Source organism: Micromonospora sp. KC606 (genome assembly GCF_004348675.1).
GTDB lineage: Bacteria > Actinomycetota > Actinomycetes > Mycobacteriales > Micromonosporaceae > Micromonospora.
In genome coordinates, this window is sequence record NZ_SMKN01000004.1 from 74,527 (window position 1) to 93,544 (window position 19,018).

Annotated in this window: 17 protein-coding genes and 1 pseudogene; 8 read left to right on the forward strand and 10 right to left on the reverse strand. The window is 67.8% G+C overall.

Annotated elements, in window-relative coordinates; translation table 11 throughout:
• Nucleotides 1–26: 26 nt before the first annotated feature.
• Together E1193_RS02235 and E1193_RS02240 are read right to left on the reverse strand one after the other, a co-directional pair.
• The gene (locus E1193_RS02235) at nucleotides 27–413 is read right to left on the reverse strand and encodes a VOC family protein (RefSeq protein WP_132179694.1); all 387 of its coding nucleotides are present in this window, start codon (nucleotides 411–413) and stop codon (nucleotides 27–29) included.
• Between the two features lie 104 nt (nucleotides 414–517).
• Nucleotides 518–778, reverse strand: coding sequence for a hypothetical protein (locus E1193_RS02240; protein ID WP_132179696.1), 261 nt, complete (start codon nucleotides 776–778; stop codon nucleotides 518–520).
• A gap of 893 nt (nucleotides 779–1,671) precedes the next feature.
• Here E1193_RS02240 and E1193_RS02245 point away from each other — a divergent pair.
• Nucleotides 1,672–2,187: a phosphoesterase PA-phosphatase gene (locus tag E1193_RS02245; protein WP_347877005.1), complete on the forward strand. Its 516-nt coding sequence runs from the start codon at nucleotides 1,672–1,674 to the stop codon at nucleotides 2,185–2,187.
• Here the strand turns inward: E1193_RS02245 and E1193_RS33635 are convergent.
• Nucleotides 2,176–2,574: a helix-turn-helix transcriptional regulator gene (locus tag E1193_RS33635; protein ID WP_132179700.1), complete on the reverse strand. Its 399-nt coding sequence runs from the start codon at nucleotides 2,572–2,574 to the stop codon at nucleotides 2,176–2,178. The genes E1193_RS02245 and E1193_RS33635 overlap by 12 nt on opposite strands.
• Nucleotides 2,575–3,219: 645 nt before the next feature.
• Here E1193_RS33635 and E1193_RS02255 point away from each other — a divergent pair.
• Nucleotides 3,220–3,825, forward strand: a complete 606-nt coding sequence (locus E1193_RS02255) for an N-acetyltransferase (protein WP_243707229.1) — start codon at nucleotides 3,220–3,222, stop codon at nucleotides 3,823–3,825.
• Between the two features lie 124 nt (nucleotides 3,826–3,949).
• A complete protein-coding gene (locus tag E1193_RS02260) occupies nucleotides 3,950–4,507 on the forward strand; it encodes a DUF4232 domain-containing protein (protein ID WP_132179702.1) in 558 nt (185 codons plus the stop codon).
• Nucleotides 4,508–4,649: 142 nt separating this feature from the next.
• Here the strand turns inward: E1193_RS02260 and E1193_RS02265 are convergent, their stop codons facing one another.
• The gene (locus tag E1193_RS02265) at nucleotides 4,650–5,798 is read right to left on the reverse strand and encodes a GyrI-like domain-containing protein (protein ID WP_132179704.1); all 1,149 of its coding nucleotides are present in this window, start codon (nucleotides 5,796–5,798) and stop codon (nucleotides 4,650–4,652) included.
• Nucleotides 5,799–6,382: 584 nt separating this feature from the next.
• On the opposite strand from E1193_RS02265, the gene E1193_RS02270 reads away from it, so the two are divergent.
• Together E1193_RS02270 and E1193_RS02275 are read left to right on the forward strand one after the other, a co-directional pair.
• Complete coding sequence (locus E1193_RS02270; RefSeq protein WP_132179706.1) at nucleotides 6,383–6,742, forward strand: hypothetical protein; 360 nt, start codon at nucleotides 6,383–6,385, stop codon at nucleotides 6,740–6,742.
• A gap of 164 nt (nucleotides 6,743–6,906) precedes the next feature.
• Nucleotides 6,907–8,829, forward strand: a complete 1,923-nt coding sequence (locus E1193_RS02275) for a glycosyl hydrolase 53 family protein (protein WP_132179708.1) — start codon at nucleotides 6,907–6,909, stop codon at nucleotides 8,827–8,829.
• Nucleotides 8,830–9,442: 613 nt separating this feature from the next.
• Here E1193_RS02275 and E1193_RS02280 read toward each other — a convergent pair.
• Together E1193_RS02280 and E1193_RS02285 are read right to left on the reverse strand one after the other, a co-directional pair.
• Nucleotides 9,443–10,204 (reverse strand): isocitrate lyase/phosphoenolpyruvate mutase family protein, encoded by a 762-nt coding sequence (locus E1193_RS02280; RefSeq protein WP_132179710.1) that lies wholly within the window; start codon nucleotides 10,202–10,204, stop codon nucleotides 9,443–9,445.
• A gap of 211 nt (nucleotides 10,205–10,415) precedes the next feature.
• Nucleotides 10,416–11,261, reverse strand: coding sequence for a maleylpyruvate isomerase N-terminal domain-containing protein (locus E1193_RS02285; protein ID WP_132179712.1), 846 nt, complete (start codon nucleotides 11,259–11,261; stop codon nucleotides 10,416–10,418).
• Nucleotides 11,262–11,376: 115 nt separating this feature from the next.
• Here E1193_RS02285 and E1193_RS02290 point away from each other — a divergent pair, with 115 nt between their 5' ends.
• Nucleotides 11,377–12,315, forward strand: coding sequence for a hypothetical protein (locus E1193_RS02290; RefSeq protein ID WP_132179715.1), 939 nt, complete (start codon nucleotides 11,377–11,379; stop codon nucleotides 12,313–12,315).
• 117 nt (nucleotides 12,316–12,432) lie between these two features.
• Here the strand turns inward: E1193_RS02290 and E1193_RS02295 are convergent, their stop codons facing one another.
• The 4 genes and pseudogenes from E1193_RS02295 to E1193_RS02310 form a co-directional block, all read right to left on the reverse strand.
• The gene (locus E1193_RS02295) at nucleotides 12,433–13,233 is read right to left on the reverse strand and encodes a helix-turn-helix transcriptional regulator (RefSeq protein WP_165945592.1); all 801 of its coding nucleotides are present in this window, start codon (nucleotides 13,231–13,233) and stop codon (nucleotides 12,433–12,435) included.
• 734 nt (nucleotides 13,234–13,967) lie between these two features.
• Nucleotides 13,968–14,567 (reverse strand): copper resistance CopC family protein, encoded by a 600-nt coding sequence (locus E1193_RS02300; RefSeq protein ID WP_132179717.1) that lies wholly within the window; start codon nucleotides 14,565–14,567, stop codon nucleotides 13,968–13,970.
• Nucleotides 14,557–15,144: a hypothetical protein gene (locus tag E1193_RS02305; protein ID WP_132179719.1), complete on the reverse strand. Its 588-nt coding sequence runs from the start codon at nucleotides 15,142–15,144 to the stop codon at nucleotides 14,557–14,559. Before E1193_RS02305 ends, E1193_RS02300 begins: the two co-directional genes overlap by 11 nt.
• A 386-nt stretch (nucleotides 15,145–15,530) precedes the next feature.
• Nucleotides 15,531–16,031: pseudogene (locus tag E1193_RS02310) on the reverse strand (phosphotransferase); the annotation flags it as partial.
• Between the two features lie 214 nt (nucleotides 16,032–16,245).
• On the opposite strand from E1193_RS02310, the gene E1193_RS02315 reads away from it, so the two are divergent.
• Both E1193_RS02315 and E1193_RS02320 read left to right on the forward strand, forming a co-directional pair.
• Nucleotides 16,246–17,736: a cellulose binding domain-containing protein gene (locus E1193_RS02315; RefSeq protein ID WP_243707230.1), complete on the forward strand. Its 1,491-nt coding sequence runs from the start codon at nucleotides 16,246–16,248 to the stop codon at nucleotides 17,734–17,736.
• Between the two features lie 799 nt (nucleotides 17,737–18,535).
• Nucleotides 18,536–19,018: RICIN domain-containing protein (locus E1193_RS02320; RefSeq protein ID WP_243707231.1), on the forward strand; the 483-nt coding region annotated here is incomplete at its 3' end.

A 19,018-nucleotide genomic window follows, 5' to 3' on the forward strand; every position in this document is an offset into this window, starting at 1 on the left:
AGGCGAGGCCCTGGCTTGGGCCGTCGTCACCCAGGCGCGCCGCGCTCGGCAGGGCTGGTGTTCATGCAGAACTCGTTGCCCTCCGGGTCGGCGAGCACGACCCAGCCCTGCCCTCGACCCCGCCGGTCAGCGATCAGCGTGGCGCCGAGGGCAATGACCCGGTCGACCTCCTCGTCTCGGGTGCGGTCGATCGGCTGCAGGTCCAGGTGTAGCCGGTTCTTGCCGGTCCTCGCCTCCGGCCCGCGGGTAAACAACAGGCCGGGATGTCCCGGCGCGGACGGCAGCACGGCGCACTCGTCGTGGCCGGGACGGTCCTCGTCGTCGGTTGGCCACCCGGTCACGGCACCGTAGAACCGCGACAGTGGGTACGGATCGGCACAGTCGATCGAGATCCAGCGGATGGAAGAAGTCACTGATCCTCCAGTAAGGACGAGCCTCGGATATGTGTGTTCGGAACGCGCCCTGTCGAGATACCCGGCATCATGGGGCGGACCCGGTATGGGTGAGCGCGGCACACCTACCCCGAATCCGGTGCAGCGACGAGCTGAGCCGCGGTGCCCGTCACCACCTCGGCCGACAACGCGACAGAGATCAACGCGAGCCGCCGCGCCTCCGCCTCCACGTCAGCCTGAACCGCCGTTGACGACTGCGGCCGCAGGCCTGGATCGGCCATGTCCGGCCCTGGGCGGCACGATGCCAATCGTCGCACCGCGACCAGGATCGCTGCGGCCTCGCCGGCGGCGGCAGCGGCAGCGGTACATGACAGCGGCCTGCTCACGCTCCAGCCCGTCAAACGAGACACTGCGGTCCGGACCGCTCAGCCGTGCACCGAGGTAGGTCGCAAGCAGCTCGGCCATGCTCCTGGTCGACGCCGCACGAGTCCATGGACCTCGACCGCATCGCCGTCGCCCCAACCCCACCGGCGACGTCCGAGAGCTGCTCCCTCACGTCGGCGATTCCCGCACCCACGTGCCGCAGGCCGATATGCATCAGCTCATGCAAGATTGTCTGGACCTGGAGCACAGGCGAGGTGTCCGCACCATAGAGGACGTAATCAGTCTCCGCGGTCGCTATCCACAGACCGCAGGGTGACTGCACGTCGATGCTCATGGCCGCAAGCTGAATTCGGCGTCCGCGCGCTTCCATCAAGGCTGACACCAGCGCGTCGACGGTCAGCGGTGTCGGCAGTTCGATGTCCAGCCGACGCAACAGATGGTGTACCCGACGCTTCTCGCGCCACATGGCCTGCCACTCCCCGTGCGGGTCCCGGACGTCCTCGGTGCCGGCCGCTCGCAGCCTTCACCTGATCGCGCACCAATTCTCCCGGCTGACCCACCCCCAAGGTCCAGCAGCGCAGGGACGCAGCATAACCAGGCAGACACCGCCGAGGAGAGCCCTACAAGATCTGTTTCGTGGAACTTCCACGAAACAGGTCCCGCCAAAGACGGTCATCACCTGGCGCTATGGTCCGCATGGGTGTCGTAAGCTGCCCCGATTCGTGAAAGCTGCGCCATCGCGCCCGCCAGGCACCAGCCACCGGCAGGGCGCGGGTTGGTTCCGGGCACAATGTCGAGCGTGCAAGCCACCGCCCCAGCTCCCAACCACTCCCCCGCCGACCGCGCCGCCCGGGTGGTGACCGAACTGCTCGCACCTGTGCCTCTGGCAGCAGTCATGCCGATCATCATCGGCGTCCACGCCACGGCGTCCATCGCCGCCGGCCTCGGCTGGGCCCTCGTCGGAACGCTGTTCTGCGCCGTTATCCCCAACAGCCTCATCTGGTGGGGGGTGCGCCGAGGACGCCTGACGGATCACCACATCAGGGTCCGACAGCAGCGCAGGACCCCGCTGATCTACGGTTTGCTGTCCGTCCTCGTCGGACTCACCGTCATGATCAGTTTTGCAGCCCCCCGTTCTGTCACCGCGATGGTGGTCGTGATGTTCGTCCTCGGTTTGGTGGTGACGCTCGCCAACCTCGTGTGGAAAATGAGCATCCACGCGGCGGTGGCAGCGGGCTCCGCGGCGGTGCTGGCGGTCGAGTTCGGTCCTGCGCTCCTCGCAGTCGCGCTGCTGGTGCCCCTTGTCGCATGGTCACGCGTGCGACTGCGCGAGCACAGCACCAGCCAGGTGATTGTTGGCGCTTTTGTGGGTGCTCTCGTCTCGCTCCCGACGTATCTCCTACTTCGCTGAACCCTCGGCGGCGCCCGACTGCCGGCCCCCCTCCAGTTGCACCACCTGCTCAACTATCTTGCGCAGCGTTGCCCGAGGTAGGCCCGGGGGCAGCCGGCGCGCAGCCCATGTGATCGTCTCCAGGTCCGGGTCATCGTCGTCAGCTCCGAAGAAGTAATTCGGATCGACCTGGAAGAACCTCGCCAGCTGCCTGATGGTCGCCATCGTCGGGTTGTCCCGCGCTCCACTAAGGAGGTATCGGATATAACCGGCAGACAGGTCAGTTGCTCGTGCGACCTCGTCTGGGGTGTACGGCGCATCCGTTCGCGGATTCTTGTGCTGCGCCAACAGCCGGCGCAACCGGTTCGAGAAGGACGCCGATCCGCTCGAATTGCCCGAATGGGCCATCCCTACCCCCAGCTGACGTCCTCCATGCGCGACTCAGCGAGGCGAAGCCGGCTCACAACCATAGTTGCGGCTGTTGCGGCTGCGTGATTGACTGGCTACGCCCGGCCACGCTGGCAGTGACACCGTAGCGGACAACTTCGGTCTCGCAATAGGTGTCCCTGGCCTCAACATAGGCCCGAAGTGCCGCTGTGCGCCGGGCATTGATCGCGGCCCGGGGGACGAAAACGGGGGATACGCAAGGCCTTGTCCTCACCCGCGCAACGTCGCGCTGGGAGGACCGCCGGCGAGGGGGCAACAGGCCGGTTCGGCCTGCGCATCAGGGGGGCTCGTCACCCGCCGCGATTCCGTGGGCGGTGCCCCCCGAGCGCGAGTGCACCGCGGGGGCACCGACCACTTCACGACGACAACCCGCGCCAGACGTCGCTGACCAACGCCTCCACGTCGTCACGCCTGCGGCTGGCGAACCCGGCGCAGCATGTGCTGTCCTGCCCCTCGACGGTCGCGCTGTCCAGCCGTGCCCTGAACCACCTGGCCGACCTCATCCGCGCCGAACGCGCCCGGCGTCGGGGGCCGGTGGTGGCGCCTCGATGCCGGCCGGCAGTCCATCCTCGTCCTGCACCACACCGACACCGCCCGCCACCCGCGGTGAAACCGCTCAATAAACGCATGTGCGGCGGCAGCAGCGCACTCTACCCTCCGGGCGTGAACCTTCGAGAAGAACTCCCCCGCGACAGAAAGATCGTGCGGGACGTCCACATGGGCGCGTTCGGTGACCACGGCACCGTCGTCGCCGACCTCGTGGACGCCCTGCGCGACACCATTGCCACCTGCAATGGCCTCTCGCTTGTCGCCGAGCACGCAGGCCAGGTCATTGGACACATCATGTTCACCCGCAGCGTGCTCGATGCCCCACGACGTCTGGTTGAGGTGCAGGTGCTCAGCCCGTTGGCGGTGACCCCGGAGTACCAGAAACAGGGCGTCGGCTCGGCACTGATCAACGAGGGGATCAAGACCGTGGCGGAGCGGCAGGCCCCGCTCGTCTTCCTGGAGGGCGATCCGGGCTACTACGCTCGGTTCGGCTTCTTGCCCGGCGGTGATCACGGCTTCCGCAAGCCGTCCCTGCGCATCCCCGACGCCGCCTTCCAGGTCATCCGCCTTCCACGGTATGAATCATGGATGACCGGGACGCTGGTCTACTCAGAGCCGTTCTGGCGCCACGACGCAGTTGGCCTACGCGAACCACACGCATAACCGGGCCACGAGGCCAACCGCAGCCCACGGAGGGACGAGGGGCGGCAGGCCGACCTCGCGCTGGCAACCGTCCAACGCCCCCGCCGTTCAGGATGAAAGGGGTTCAATACTGAAGAATCGTCGGATGCGCACATCAACCGGCTCCTGTCTGCTTGCCGCGTCCACCGTGTTTCTGCTCACCGCCTGTGACGCGGAGCCGGTACCCATTCCGCCCCCACCACCGACCCCCGGCGTCAGCAGCGGGCCGGAATGCCTGACGTCCGGCGTGGCATTGACGGCGGGGCAGGTGGAGGCCGCCTCCGGCCTGCGCGCAATGAGGGTGACGATGGTGAACTGCGGCAAAATGCCCTACGCGGTGAACGGCCACCCGGCGCTACGTGTGCTCGACGCCGACCGGAAGCCGCTGACGCTCACCATCGCCGAGGGCACCTCGAATATCTCACGGATCGACGGCTTCGACGATGCACCGCAGCCCGGGACACTGGCCCCAGGCGGCGAGGCGACGGCAGTCCTGGTCTGGCGGAACACGGTAACGGACTCGTCCGTGCCCGCGACCACCGGCGTTCACATCGAGGTGGCTCCGGCCGCTGGCCAGCCAACGCAGTTGCTGACCCCGCAAGCCGGCGTCGACCTCGGGACAACCGGCACCATCGCCACCAGCCCCTGGGTCGTCGCTTCGTAGCCCGGCATGCTCAGCATGGAATGGGTGGTCACTCGACGCTGCGGCCGGGTCCGGCCCGTGAATGCCTCGACGGCTGGGTGGTACAGAGCGGCCGAGCGCACGGCCGGGCCGTACCCGACTGCGCCTACCTCCAGCCTGGTGGTTACAGGCGGGCCACGGGTTGACGGAGGATCGTCCGCAGCTTCGCCGGCTCGCTCTTTCGCGGGTCGCCGAGATAGATCTCGTGGTGCGGCCCGTTGAACGTGAGGCCGTTGGCCGGCATGAACTCGTGGTGGAGGCGCTCGAGCACCGGACCCTCGTCGTCGTACGGCCCGACGTGCAGCACCTGCACGGACAACCCCTCGGCGTACCGCTCGAACCGTATCGTGTCCGCTGCCGGCAGGTGTTTCCTGGTGGCGGCCAGCCGGATCGCCTCGTCCACCATGGCAGCAGTGATCCAATCAGGCTGGGTGATCATCATGGTCCATCGCCACTCACTCTTGGCCCGGGTCAGGAACACGGACGGATCATCCGCTGACCACAGGCCCTCCAGCGGAGCAACAACGTAGTCCCGGCCGAGCCGCTGCTTGCTGGCGAACTTCAGCGTGTACGAAACGGCGTACAACGCCGTGACGGCATCCTGGTAGGACTCTGCCGTATTGGGATCACCCTCCCCGTCGACCATCAGGTACGGCAGCGGGGGCACGTCCACGAGCTGGAAGCTGCCGGCGCGGGGCGCGTAGAGGTCCTTACGGTCCCGCTTGATGTCCGACTTCGTCATGGCCCTCTCCAGGATTCCTATCGTGGTGGCGATCCAGTCCTGCTCGGCTCGCAGCTGGGTGGCGCCGTAGTCGAAGATGGCGGCCACGAAGTCCGCGACCGGCTCCTGCGCTGCCCGGGTTGCCTGGATCGCAGCGAGGCGCTCCGTCAACCTGGCTTCCCGCTCGCGCAACGCGTCGATGACCTCCCGCCCGGGGAGTACCGAGCTGTTGGCCAGACCGACAAGCACTGATGGGTGAGCCGGGCGCAGCTCTGAGAGCGCTCGTCGGGTCGCCTCTGCCAGCACTCGCAAGCCGGCGGGCGTGGCGGCATAGACGCGGCGGCCTTTTGCCGTGCCGTCCGGTCGGGTACTTGAGACCAGGTCGCGTGACTCCAGCCGACCAAGGACGTAATAGATCGACGAAAAGCCCAGCGCCGCCCATTCCCGGATGCCCCGAGCATCGATGACCGCCTCCAGTTCGTAGCCGTGCCGGGGCCTCTCGGCCACCAGGCCGAGCACGGTCAGCTCCGCATCGGTCAACGAGAGGGACATGGCCGCTATTCTAGCACTAGAATAGCGGCGGGCTCGCTCGGGGTCCCCGCCTCCCGACCGGCCCTCAGCGCCTGGCTGCACCACCAGTCGCTTCCGACCAACCACCCCGGACGCGATCCCTCCGTCCATTGCCGACAGCGGCACCTCACGTCGCCGGCCACGGGCCAACGATCCCTCGCAGGTGTTCCGTCGGTGGCCTCGTGCGCCTGGCGGGCACGGATGTCAGCCCGTGCGCGATGGGCTGGCAGCGCTTTCCGAACTCCGGTTTGCGGGTGACCCAACCTGGCGTTTCATCGATTGACAGTTATCGGTCCGTGCGGCACGCTACGTGCTACGTGTGCCCAGGGGCTAACGACGGCCGCTGAGTCAGCGTCCTCGTTCACTCCGGGCGTCTGGCGTCCGAATTGGTTCCGGGAGAACGGCCTGTCGGGCGCCAGGTGACGAGCCATGAAAGGTAACGCTCTATGCGGAGGCGGACTTCCGATTCCTCGCCCGGAAGAACAACATGACGCTGCACCCGGCCACACGGCACCGATCTGCACGCCCAGCTCCCTGGTCACGCAGACCGCTTCGGAGGTTGCCCCATGTCCACACCGGTTAGCCAGCACAGTGACCCGCGCCAGGCAGCAGTGTCACCGGGAGGGTCGGCGGTCATCATCGACACTGGCGTGGGGTACGCGCCCGCGGCCTACGACCGCGTCGCCCGCCAGCTCGTGATCGTCGCAGTCAACACCGGAGCCGCACAGACGCTGACCTTCGACCTGTCCCGCTGTGCTCAGGTGACCGGCGGGACAGGCGGCGTGGTGCCGAGGTGGTCCGCCGTCCCGGCCGGCAGTGACCGGTACACGAACCGCCAGGACATCCGATCGAGCAAGAGGGTACTCCGGGTTCCCTTCGCCGCCGCCTCGGTCCAGACACTTCAGGTCGACAACGTCGTGGTCTGACCTGACGTCGGCGCCCCGCGAGTGTTCGGGTTGTCGGCCGGCGCACCGACCGGGTAACCGCGCATCCGACAACCGGCGAGACAGGTGGTCGACGGACGCGACCAAGTCCGTACCGACCGGGAGCAGGGTTTTCACGCCAGAGCCCGTACGGGTTAGGAGAAAACATGAGGACAAGGCACCCCGCCCGCAGCGCCGTGGGCATCACCGCACTCACGACACTGGTGAGCACGGCGATACTCGCGGCGCCCACCCCGGCACAGGCGGTCTTCGGGACCGCGGACATCAAGCCGATCGAGAGCAACATCGCCGCCAAGTACTGGGCCTCGGCGACGGCGAGCAGCGACTCGTCCACCGCCCGGCTGGCCATCGACGGCGACCCGACGACGTCCTGGTACGCGGACCGCCGCAGCGCCCCCCATCGGCTGACCGTCGACCTTGGCGGCGCCTACGACAACCTCCGCAAGGTCAAGGTGATCTTCCCGGACCGGGACGCGGTGCACCGGTACGTCGTCGAGGCATCATCCGACGGGCGCCGGTGGGGAACGATCGCCAACAATTCCCGCAACCAGGTCGCGTCACGGGGGGCGGTGCACCTGTTCACCCGCCCGGGAACGCGCTTCGTCCGGCTCACGTTCACCGACGTGTCGGGCCGCGCCAACGTCGGTGTCAGCGAGATCCAGGTCTTCAACTACCTACGCGACGATCTCATCCTCGGCGCCGACATGTCCTGGGTGGACGACTTCCAGACCCGGCAGTACTGGGTCGACCCCCTGGCCGCCGACAAGGGGGCCGGGCCGCACCTGCTCGACGTCTCCAAGGATCGCGGCATGGAGTACGCCCGACTGCGAATCTTCAACGAGCCCAGGAACGAGAGCAACGGAGAACCGACGCCGATCCCCCGTCAGGGCCCGGAGCGCTCCCTCGATTCAGCGCGGTGGATCAAGCAACGGGACATGGGCCTCGGCATCGACTTCCACTACGCGGACTCATGGGCCGACCCGAGCAAGCAACCCAAACCGCGCGCCTGGGCCGAGTTGGAGTTCGACGATCTCAACCAGGCGGTGTACGACTTCTCCGCCGACTACCTCCGTCGGTTGATCCAGCAGGGCACCACGCCGGACAAGGTCGCCGTCGGCAATGAGATCATCAACGGCTTCATGTACGGCAGCGAGGCGGCCCTCATCGGCACCACCAATCCGCCGTACTTCGCCAACCAGGCCGACATCTACCAGTCGAAGCCCGGCGGTGGCCTGCTGTGGCGGTACTGGGGGTCGACGAACCCGGTCGAGCAGCAGCTCTACAACGAGGCGTGGGATCGGTTCACCACCCTGGCCGCCTCCGGGATCAAGGCCGTCCGCGACACGTCACCCACCTCGAAGGTGGAAATCCATGTGATCGTCGGGACCGACCGGCTCGCCAAGACCATGGAGTTCTGGCACCAGTTCCTCACCCGGGTGAAGGCGAAGGGTCAGAACCCGGACGTACTGGCCATCTCGTACTACTCGGAGTGGCACGGTACGCCGGAGGCGCTGGAGCGGAACCTGCACACCATGGCGACCACGTACCCCGACTACGAGGTCGAGGTCGCGGAGACCTCCTACCCCGCGTCCGGCGGTGGCGGCGCGCCGATGCCCAACTCGCCCTTCCCGCGTACCGTCCAGGGCCAGGCAGACGCGATCCAGCGGGTTTTCCAGGCCGCCAACGACGTGGTGAACAACCAGGGCATCGGCGTGCTGGTCTGGGAACCGGCGGGCTGGCAGACGATGTTCCGGGCCGTTCCCGAGCTGACGAACACGTGGGAGCCACACGCGTCCATCAACGTGTTCAACGCCAGCCAGGCCAAGCACATCGTCGAAGACACCGTCTACACCACCACGGTGGCCAAGGGCACCCCGGTGCTGCCGCCTTCCGTCCGCGTGCTCACCACCGCCAACAACACCGTCACCAGCCTCCCCGTCCGCTGGCAGGCGCTGCCGGCCGGGGCGACCGACACGCCGGGTGAGGTGATCGTCAGCGGCATGACCGAGGTGGGTCCGGTCACCGCGGTCATCGACGTCGTCCATCCAGGCCGGGTCAGGAACGGCTGACGACCGGAAGCCGCCACCGACCATCGGTCGGGCAGTCGGCAACCGCTGGGCGATGGGCAGGTGCTGCACGTCGCCCAGCGGTGGTCACCGCGGCGCCGATGACCGACAACGCGATCGGCGTACGGAAACGTGCCACGCCCCGCCGTCTCCACGGCCAACCTGGTCCGGCGGCTGACCGCCGCCACGACCGCCTGGCCGATGCAACCCCCAGGAGCGGATGTTCTAGCCTTCGGCCCAAGGCCCGCAGCGGATGCCGGCTGCGGAACCGCCCTTCTCGAAGCTGGGATCTTGAGCGGCGAGCACCGCGTCGCGTGCTTCTCCACAGCCTGTCCAGGAGGGACGCCTCATCACCGCCGGGGTTCGCCAGCGGCGACATTCCGAGCACCAGCCTGCTCGACCCTGCTGGTGACGAACGATCATCGGCGAAGACACAGCCGGTTACGTCTTCCGCAACGTGCGCACCGCGATGCGGGCGCTGCGGAAGTGCTTGGTTTGGCACACCGTCGGCCTGGCCCTCGTCCTGGCGGACGGCCGACCGGACCGGAAGTAACTCTGCGATGTCGGCTGGGAAGCACCGCAGGGCATTCCTTCAGCATCCGAGCAGTTGCCACCGTCAGCCCAGCAGCTCCTGGATGGTGGCTTTGAGGTTGGCCATGGCCGCACGGTGGAAGCGGGGCCCGTAGGACACTCGTGCCACGCCCACTTCCCGGAGCGTGACCAGGTCCAGGTGTTCGCCGGTGTTGCCGTTGACCGGGCCGGGTATCTCCCTGACGAGGGTGGCGATGTCGCGCCTGTGGCGCACCCCGATGGGGTAGATGCAGTCCGCACCGGCCTCCCGGTAGAGCCGGCCCCGACGTACCGCCTCGGTCAACCGATCAGGCTCAGGTGTCCCGCTGGTGGAAAGGAAGGTGTCGACGCGGGCGTTGATGACGATCGGGACACCGGCATCGTCCGCAGCGGAGCGCACCGCGGCGAGCCATTGGGCCTGCGCGCCGGCCTCGACGAGGCCACCCGCGCGGTGGTCGGTGTCCTCCAGGTTGCAGCCGACCGCGCCGATGCCCAGCAACCGGTCCACCAGGTCACGCGGCCGCATGCCGTATCCCGCCTCGGCATCCACGGTGACGGGGACCGACACCGCCCGCGCGACCCACCCGGCCGCAGCGAACATCTCCTGCCATGGCGCCCGCTCGCCGTCGGCGTGACCGAGCATCGCCGAGATCGCAGCGCTGGCAGTAGCGATCGCGGGAAACCCTGCCTCGGCCACGACCGTCGCACTGGCCGCATCCCAGACATTCGGCAGCACGAGCATCTCTCCGCCGTGGAGCTCGCGGAGCCTCTCGGCGCGAGCCTTCAGATCTGCCAGATCTCCGGCCATCATGATCCTCCATCCGAAAGCACGGCAGGAAGTGTCAAGCTACCGCACAAGATCCGGCCGTAGAGCTCGGTGTAGATGTCCGGGGTGACCAGCCCGGGTTGTCCCCACACGTCCGTCGGATCGGCCCGTCGCTCCGGATGGGCGTGCCACCGCTGGCAGACCCGCAGGTGGATCAGCGGAGCCGTTTCGGGTGAAACCGGGCCGGGCAGGGTCAGGGCGGCGGACGCATGGTCCGCATGAAGACGGGTAGCAACCAGGGCCGCCGGCCGCTCACGGACACCTTGCGGGTGAGCATGGCTCGGAAGCGGTGTACCCGACCGAACAGGACCAGGGTGAAGACGGTCGGATCAAAGGCGATCCGGACGTCCGGCCGGGGGTCGGGCGTTTCCACGGTCACCCGGCCGGCGACCAGGGCCAGGGTGACCTCGGGGCCGAACATGTGCCGGATGGTGACCGAGATGCGTCCCGGGTGCACCGGACCGTCGCGGTCCAGCAGCCTGCCGTAGCCATGGCGGGTCATTCCGACCAGGAAGTGGTCGACGAAGAGCGCGGCGTCTGCGGGGTCGATGACCCAGGGCACCCGCAGTGCGCGGGCGATGTCCCAGGCGTGGATGTTCATCTCGTTGAGCAGGTGGGCCAGCAGTCCGATGACCGGCAGCCGCGCACCACCGAGCCACGACACCTCGTGCTCCGGGCCGGTCCCTTCGGCTACCCGGAGAATCTCCTCGACGTCGGTGCGCAGGCGGGCGGCCAGGACCGGCATCCGCCGTTCGGTGTAGTCCCGCAGCACCTGGGCGTTCATCAACGAAATGGTGTCCACGGTGATGTCTTCACGCAGGGTGAGCAGGGCGGGCACCGGCAGGTCGGGCGGGGTGTTCCTGACGAGGGCCAGGCCCATCGCGGCCGCGCCGGCCAGATGCGCCATCGTGTCGGCCGCACTCCACCGCGCGGTGACGAGCCGGTCGGTTGGAGCCTTCTCGACGAGGTCAAGCAGCCGCCCCAGGACGGCGGGCACGGAGTTACGGACGCGATGCCACTGGTGCGGAGTGACCGACATACCTCCACGATGGAGGATACCGAGGCTCCGGCACTGTTCCAGATTGCCGTCTTGCCACCGTCGATTCGGCAATCCGGGAGAAGGTAGACCAGGAACTGGTACCCATACTCCATCCATGACGCTTACTGGAAGAGGGCACGGGGTAGGTGTCACCGCGCCGGCCCGCCCACGCGCACCAGGGCGGGTCGTCCTGGGCAGCGTCGCGGCGGGGATGCTGCTCGCGGTGCTGTGGTCGTACGAGCTGGTCGACCACGTTATCGGCGACAACGTCGCCAAGACCCTGCTGGGCCACGACGCGAAGGCCACCGCCATCGGCGGCACCGTCGCGGGCCTGGTCTTCGCATTCGTCTCCGGTCTAGCCGGTACGTTCACAGCGTGCAACATCGCCATGGCCGCCGCCGTGGGGCCGATGAGCCAGGCCGGAGGCGCCGACGCGACGCGGGCCGGACTGCGGGGCCTGCTGCGGCCGGTCGGGTGGCTCACCGCGGGAATGGTGGCGGTCTCCGCGGTGTACGGCTTCGTCGGCGTGCTACTCGGCGATCGGCTGCCCCAACTCTCCACCGATCTGGTCGGTCGGCTGCCGGTGCGCCTGATCCAGTCTATGGTCGTGTTCGGCGTGATCGGGCTGGTCTTCGTCTACCTCGGCCTGGCCGCGCTCGGCACGCTACCTGACCCGTTCGCGCACCGCCCGGCCACCCGGGTCGTGGTGCTCGGCGCGCTGGTCGGCGGGTTCCTCATCGGTCGGCCCTATCCGCTGTTCGACAAGCTGTTCCACTGGACGGTTGACAGCGGCAACCCGTTCTACGGGGCGGGCGCGTTCGTGCTTCAGTCGCTCGGCAACATCGCGATCGTCGCAGCGCTGTTCGCCCTGCTCATCGTGCTTACTCGGGGCCGCTTCATCCACTGGTTGGCCGCCACTCCGGCCCGCACCGCCGCAGTAACCGGCGCTTTGCTGATCACGCTGGGCGTGTTCATGGTCGTCTACTGGGATGTGCGGCTGCCTGCCATGTTCGACTACGGTTGGTTCCCCACCATGCCGTACAACATTCGGTAGCACCGGCGCTGCCCGTCCCACCCGGTAAGCACCTTCCCCCCGGCGGTGACACCCCTGTGCGGCACGGGCACCGTCCGCCCGGAGGCACGAAGCCCGGTCCGGGCCCCGGCCTGGCCTCTACAGCGCCCGTGCCGAGTACCGCTCCAGTCGGGCAGAGCTGTGCCGGCGCCGGCTGCCGTGGGTGTTGCTGTCCAGTTCCGGCAGCGCGACGAGGATCGGCAGGTCGAAGACTCCGGGGGGCTGCAGTTCCAGGTCAATGGTGAGGTCAGCACCGGCGGCCACGGTGAACGCGCCGTGCGAGCCGACCGCCACAGGCCGGCGCATGGACGGCCGGGTGGTGATGTCGTCGGGGTCGATCGCTGCGGCACGCAGATACCACTCCCCCTCCGGAACGTCGCGCAGCAGGTATTCGCCGGATGCCTCCAGGATGTCGCAGGAGGTCGGTAGTCCCTGCACGATGGGGCTGTCGAAGACCCCGACGTACACCTTGACCGGGACGTCAACCGGTGGGAGGACGATCCGCCCGCCGATGGTGGCCCGGCGGTGGGGCCCGACCGTCCGGGTGTGGAACAACTGCGGGATTCCGTGCGCTGCGAGCCAGCGGTACCGGGCCGGAGAGATGCCCACGCTGCGGGTGAACCGGCTGATGAAGGCGCCCGGGCTGTTGTAGCCGACGGCGTAGGCGATGTCGGTGACGCTCATCTCGGTTTCCAGCAGCAGGTGCTTTGCCTTGAAGATCCTGATCGCAGCCAGGAAACGCCCCGGCGAAGTGCCCGTTCTGGACCGAAACAACCGCGAGAAGTGAAAACGACTGAGAAAGGCCGAATCAGCCATCGCTTCGAGTGAGAGAGGTTCGTGGTAGCGATCCCACATGATCGCGATCGCCCGGTCGAGGCCGTGCACGCGAATCAGCTCCATCCGGTGAACGGTGTGCCATTCCGGTCCGCCGACCACGCGATGCGTCTGCGCATCGGCGGCCGCGGGTGCGCCATCCTCCGCAATGCATGAAATCGCCCCACCCTTGGTCCACGGCGTCGGCGACCAGACACAGCGGGACAGGTGTTCGGACCGACGGCGGAACTTAGATGAATGCGCAGATCACCAACGCCACGACGCTGCAAACAAAGGCTGTCTGACCCCTTTCAGTCGACCCTCGCGTTGGGTATCCGAACAGCTTCGAGGCGTTACGACGATACCATGCACCGAGATCGTTCAATGCATGGAACTCCCGTCCTCTGAATAGCCACCAGATGGGCGTTGCGGGTGATCCGGTGGTTGTGAGGATTTATCGGGCAGGTCGTCTCCCGCAACCAAGTGAACAGACCGGCCCATCGCAGTGATCGACCTCGAGAGCGTCCGACGACGACGGGATTCGGCCTTTATCGGGGGCGATTGTTCGAATTGCTCGCCGGCGCGCATGCCGTCCGGACAATATCCTTGAGCCTGCTTTGGTGAGCACCGCGGCGGACAGATCATCAATGCGGCTTCGTGCCTGACAGCGTCGACGACCCGGGCATGGACTCCCACGAGAACGAGGGTGGGAGAATCGCTCGTTTCTGCGCATCCCCTGACAGCGAGAACAATCGGCATGGACGGATGTCGTCGCCGCTGCTCTCCGTTGCCCGACCTCCCCGCATGTCCTGGCCGCCCGGTCAGGTCCGTGGGTCGGCGCGCAGGGACATCGCCCGCCCGTCCCGCGGTCGCAGCCACAGCAGGGCGAGTATCACGGCCAGCACCACGCCATCGACGAACAGCAGCGCCGCGCTGAAGGGGTCGATGCGGTGTGCGTGTGCGGCCACTGCGTCCGTGCTGGCCCGGAGGGCGGCGGCGCCCAGCGGGGCCGGCGGGACGCCGGTACCCACGCTGAAGCGGTGGACCCCGGTGTCCGTCGTGCCGTCGGTGAAGGTGACGTGGTATGCCACCGTGTAGTCGCCGGCGGCCCCGATGCGCAACGGCAGCCGCAGCCGGGTGGATCCGGCGCGGCGCGGCTCGCCGTCGGAAACCGTCCTGCCCGCGTCGTCGAGCACCGCTACGTGCGACTGCTCCTCGTCGATGCTTCCGCCGAAGCCCAACGTCACCTCGGCCGGCGCGGTGCTGAGCACCGCGCCGGCCGACGGGTCGGCCGATTCCGGCCCGCTGTTCGCCTGGGCCGAGCCGGGGCTGAGCGCGAGTAACCCGACGAGCGTCGCGAGCAGGCCGACGAGCGCCGCCCGCCGACGGGAGACGGGCAGCGGGGTCAGCTCACGCGGCATGGGCCACGAGCGGCCGGCCGTCGCGGCGCCCCGTGCAGCTGCACGTCATCATGTCCTGCTCACGCCGGGAGGGACGCAGGTGCAGGTACATGGCGATGATCATCGGGACGAAGACGATCGAGTTGTAGAACAGGTGAAGCTCGACCCGCGGCAGCACCAGTTGGAGAATGCTGGTGGCCACCTTCTGCCCGAAGAACGCGGTGCCGGCCTGCGCCTGCCACAGCAACAGGAAGTGCTCGATGTGGTGCCAGAACTGGATGGCCAGAGCCACGGTCCACCAGGTGCTCGCCCGGCCGACGAAACCACGGCGTAGCGCGAAGAGGAAGACCAGCATCACGATGGCGTAGCCGTAGTGCAGCCACTCCGAGGAGACCAGCCAGGGAAAAAACTGTCCAAGCACGCCCCGCGCCTGCGGTCGCGGCATGCCCAGCGCCCAGATCTGGTATGCCTGCACCAGGTGCTCGGCCCAGTGCGCCAGCACGATGACGAGGAAGCCGTTCAGTGCTGCCTTGTGGTGGGCCCCGTTGAGCCGCGCGAGCAGCCCTGGGGACGGGGCGTTGGCGAGGGATGAGGTCATCTTTCGCACCTTTCGGAGGACGCGGGGCACGTGCCGTGGGCCGGTGAGGGTGCAGGGAGGCAGCGGTTAGCCGCGAAGATACTCAACCAGGCTGTTCCGCAGTTCCTTCAGGTTGCTCAATCTGCGTCGGGCTTTTGCCTGAGCTGGGTCGCCCATCGGCATCACCCCCAACACTCGGCTCGTCACCGTTGTCGGATTGCCACGACCTACCCGAAGCGTGGCTGATTGCCGAATGGCCACCCGGCTGCGACGAGCCACCAATACTGGCTGTCGAACCTGCCCGCCGTCACCGCGCGCCTGACCTTGTTCCGTTGCGCGTCGCCTACCAGCATGCCGAGGCACCTGCCGAGATCGGACCATGCTGCGGTCTGTTGAAGTACGATCTGTCAGCTTCGGGTATCCAGGCCGTAGCGGTCGAGCGCTGCTCGGATCTGGCTGAGCCACTCGGTGCTTAGCCGGCGCCCGTTGGGGAGTTGGTCGTCTCGATCCCAGCGCCACGCGGTGATCATCGCGAGCACGAGGATCCGGCATTCGCGTAACAGGCCTTGATCGACACCCGGATGGTGCTCGCCGACTTCTTCGGGCGCATGGGCGAGGTCGAACTCGACCGGCCCACGGCAGCACGTCTCGAAGTCTATGAACAGCAGGCCGTTCTTCGTGGCGAGCACGCTGCCGGGGTGCGGCTCGCCGTGCAGCAGCTGCTCGGCTGCGCCGCGCCGGCCGATCACTCGCCGCAGGTTTCGTAACGTGTTGCCGAGGAGTTCCCGGTCCGCGTCGGCGAGGGCCGGGGTGCGGTCGCGGCTCGCCACGAGTTGCTGGGCCTGTCCGACGCGATCCGTGAAGTGCGGCGTGGGGACATCGAGCTTGCGCATGCCGGCATGCAGCCGCCGGAGTGCGTCGAAGCGAGGCGCAGGTGGAGAGAGCCTGAGTGAACATCGACGGCTTGATGACGCCCGCTGACTCGTACCGGCTGCGCGGTCCCGCGTATCGCCTTAAACCCGGTCAGAATCTCCACCAGCTCCCAGCCTGATAAGGCCGAGGTGTTGTCAGCAGCCCTCTAGATCGAGATACTTCGATCGCAGTCGGCCCCGAGGAGAAGCCATGCCTACGTATCCATCCCGCACCAGGATGCTCGTCGCGGTGACCGCGTCGACCCTGCTGGCCGGCACGGCGACCGCCGTCGCAGTGGCTGCGCACGCCGCGGCGGCGGGCTGCGCTGTCAGGTACACGGTCACGTCGCAGTGGACGGGCGGGTTCGGCGCAAACGTCGAGCTCAGAAACCTCGGCGACCCGGTGACGAGTTGGACGTTGACCTGGTCGTTCGATGCCGGCCAGCGAGTGACGCAGGCGTGGAACACCACTCTCACCCAAGACGGATCAGCGGTGACGGCCCGCAGCGTGGCCTGGAACGGCACCCTGTCGACCAACGGCAGCACCACCTTCGGGTTCCTCGGATCATGGAACGACAGCAACCCTCGCCCGGCGAGCTTCGCGCTCAACGGGACGATCTGCACCGGCGGCGTAGCCTCGCCGTCGCCCAGCGCGTCATCGCCCAGCGCGTCACCATCGAGCGGTCCCACGAGCCAGCCGCCCGGCGACGTGCTGACCCGGGTACACACGGCGGGACGCGTCAAGGCCAGTGGCGACACGGTGCAGTACAGCTGGCCCGGCGTCTACTTCGAGGGGCGGTTCCGGGGCACCGGAGTGGGAATCGTGCTGAACGACTCGGCGGCCGACTACGTCGTCCAGGTCGACGGCACGACCGTCGACACCCTCGTGACGCCCGGTAAGACCACCCGATGGGTTACCGGCCTGAGCAACGCCGAGCACACCGTACGCCTCGTGAAGCGCAACGAAAGCCCGTGGAGCAGCAGCGAGTTCGGCGGGTTCGTCGCCGCCCCGGGGGGCGCGCTCCTCACCAAGCCGGCCGCCCGGAGCCGACAGGTCGAGTTCATCGGCGACTCACTGACGGCCGGCTACGGCAACACGTCCACCAGCCGGGACTGCACCGGCGACCAGGTGAACCGCACCACCAACACCGACGTCAGCTACGGCGCGCTGACCGCGCGACGGCTCTCCGCCGACTACCAGATCAACGCGTTCTCCGGCAGAGGCATGGTCCGCAACTACAACGGCAGCGACCCGGGCACCGACTACCGCACCTACTACGACCGGGCCCTGTTGAACGTCGCTGGCGACCTGTGGAACCCCGGCACCTGGCGGCCACAGCTCGTCGTGGTCTACCTCGGCACCAACGACTTCTCGACCGCTCTCAACCCCGGCGAGCCCTGGACCGCGGACAGCCTCGTCGCCGCCTACCGCACCGCCTACAGCGCCTTCCTGCAGAAGCTGCGGACCCGCTACGGCACCAACACCACCATCGTGGCCGTCGGCGCCAGCCCGTTCGCGGACTCCGTGCAGCAGGTGGTGCAGGAGCGCGCCAACGCGGGCGACGGCCGGGTCCGCTACTGGGCCCTCGACGGCACCGGCCTGGACCTTCTCGGTTGCCACTGGCACTACTCCACCCGCGACCACCAGCTCATCGCCGACCGGCTCGGCACGTACATCGGCAGCCTGCCGCTGGGTTGGTAGCCGGCGCGAGCCCGACCAATAGCCCCGGTTGCCTCGGAGTTCTCACCGGCAACCGGGGCGCGGCAACGGTCAGGCCACCGAGCCGAACTCACAGCGCCGTTTGTCAGTCGCCGTCGGGCACCCTGGTCTCCTGGCGCCGCCCGCCAGCGAGTGCGGCCGGCGAGTGCGGCCGGACGGCCCAGTCCGATCGCCAAGAGGAACCGCTCGGCTCGCCGGCCGCAGCCGTGCCCTGCACCTGACGCTCGACGGGACAGGTGCGGCCGAGCATGCCTTCGCGCTCGTCAGTGTGGCGCTGACCGAGCTGACGAAGCGACTCACCGAGCACCGCCGGCATCTGGTGGACATTGCGGGGAGCCTTCTACCCTGCGCTGCCCGGAGAGGGTCAGCCAGGCTCTCACCGAGTTCGCCATCGGTGATCCGACTACCGGGCGCGATGACCGACACTGGCAGACCCGCGCCGCCCGGCGGGGGACGCTCAGGCCGCTTACGCCCCAGTGTCATCTTGACAGACGTCAATGTTAACGCGAACATCGTCTTGTAACACGATTTTAGCTTCACCTTGACGCACCGCGGCGAGCTGGGCGTTTCACGTGGACACCCGTCGTTACGGGACACCCGGTCACGCGGGACTCGGAGGACGTGAAGCGCGCCCAAGCAGGGCCTTCCGCTGACATCGTGGACGATCTCCGTTCCGCGCCCGACCGAAGACCAACGGAGGAAGTTGATGATTCTGGCAGGCGAGGTGGCGGTGATGCGATCACGGTGGCGTGGTTGGCGGTCGTTGTCGGTGGTGGGTGTCGTGGCGCTGCTGGCGGGTGCTGGTGTGGTGGCGGGGTTGCCGGCGGCGTGGGCGGCGACGGTGGACACGGGTGCCACATACGTGTTCGTAAACCGGCACAGCGGCAAGGCCATGGATTTGTACGACTGGTCGACGGCGGACAACGCGCCGGTGAACCAGTGGACCCGCAATGACCTCGCGGTGCAGCAGTGGCAGTTCGTGGATGCGGGTGGTGGCTACTACAAGGTCCGGTCGCGACACAGCGGAAAGGTGTTGGATCTGCCGGGCGCGGCGGACGGCACTCGGGTCTTGCAGAACAGCGACAGCGGGGCAACGACCCAGCATTTCCAGTTGCAGGACTCGGCGGGTGGGTTCGTACGGTTCGTCAACCGGTCCAGCGGCAAAGTCATCGATGTGTGGAACCGGTCGACCGCCGACGGTGGCATGTTGGCGGGCTACCAGAACCTCGACGGGACCAACCAGCAGTGGCAACTGATCCGCCTC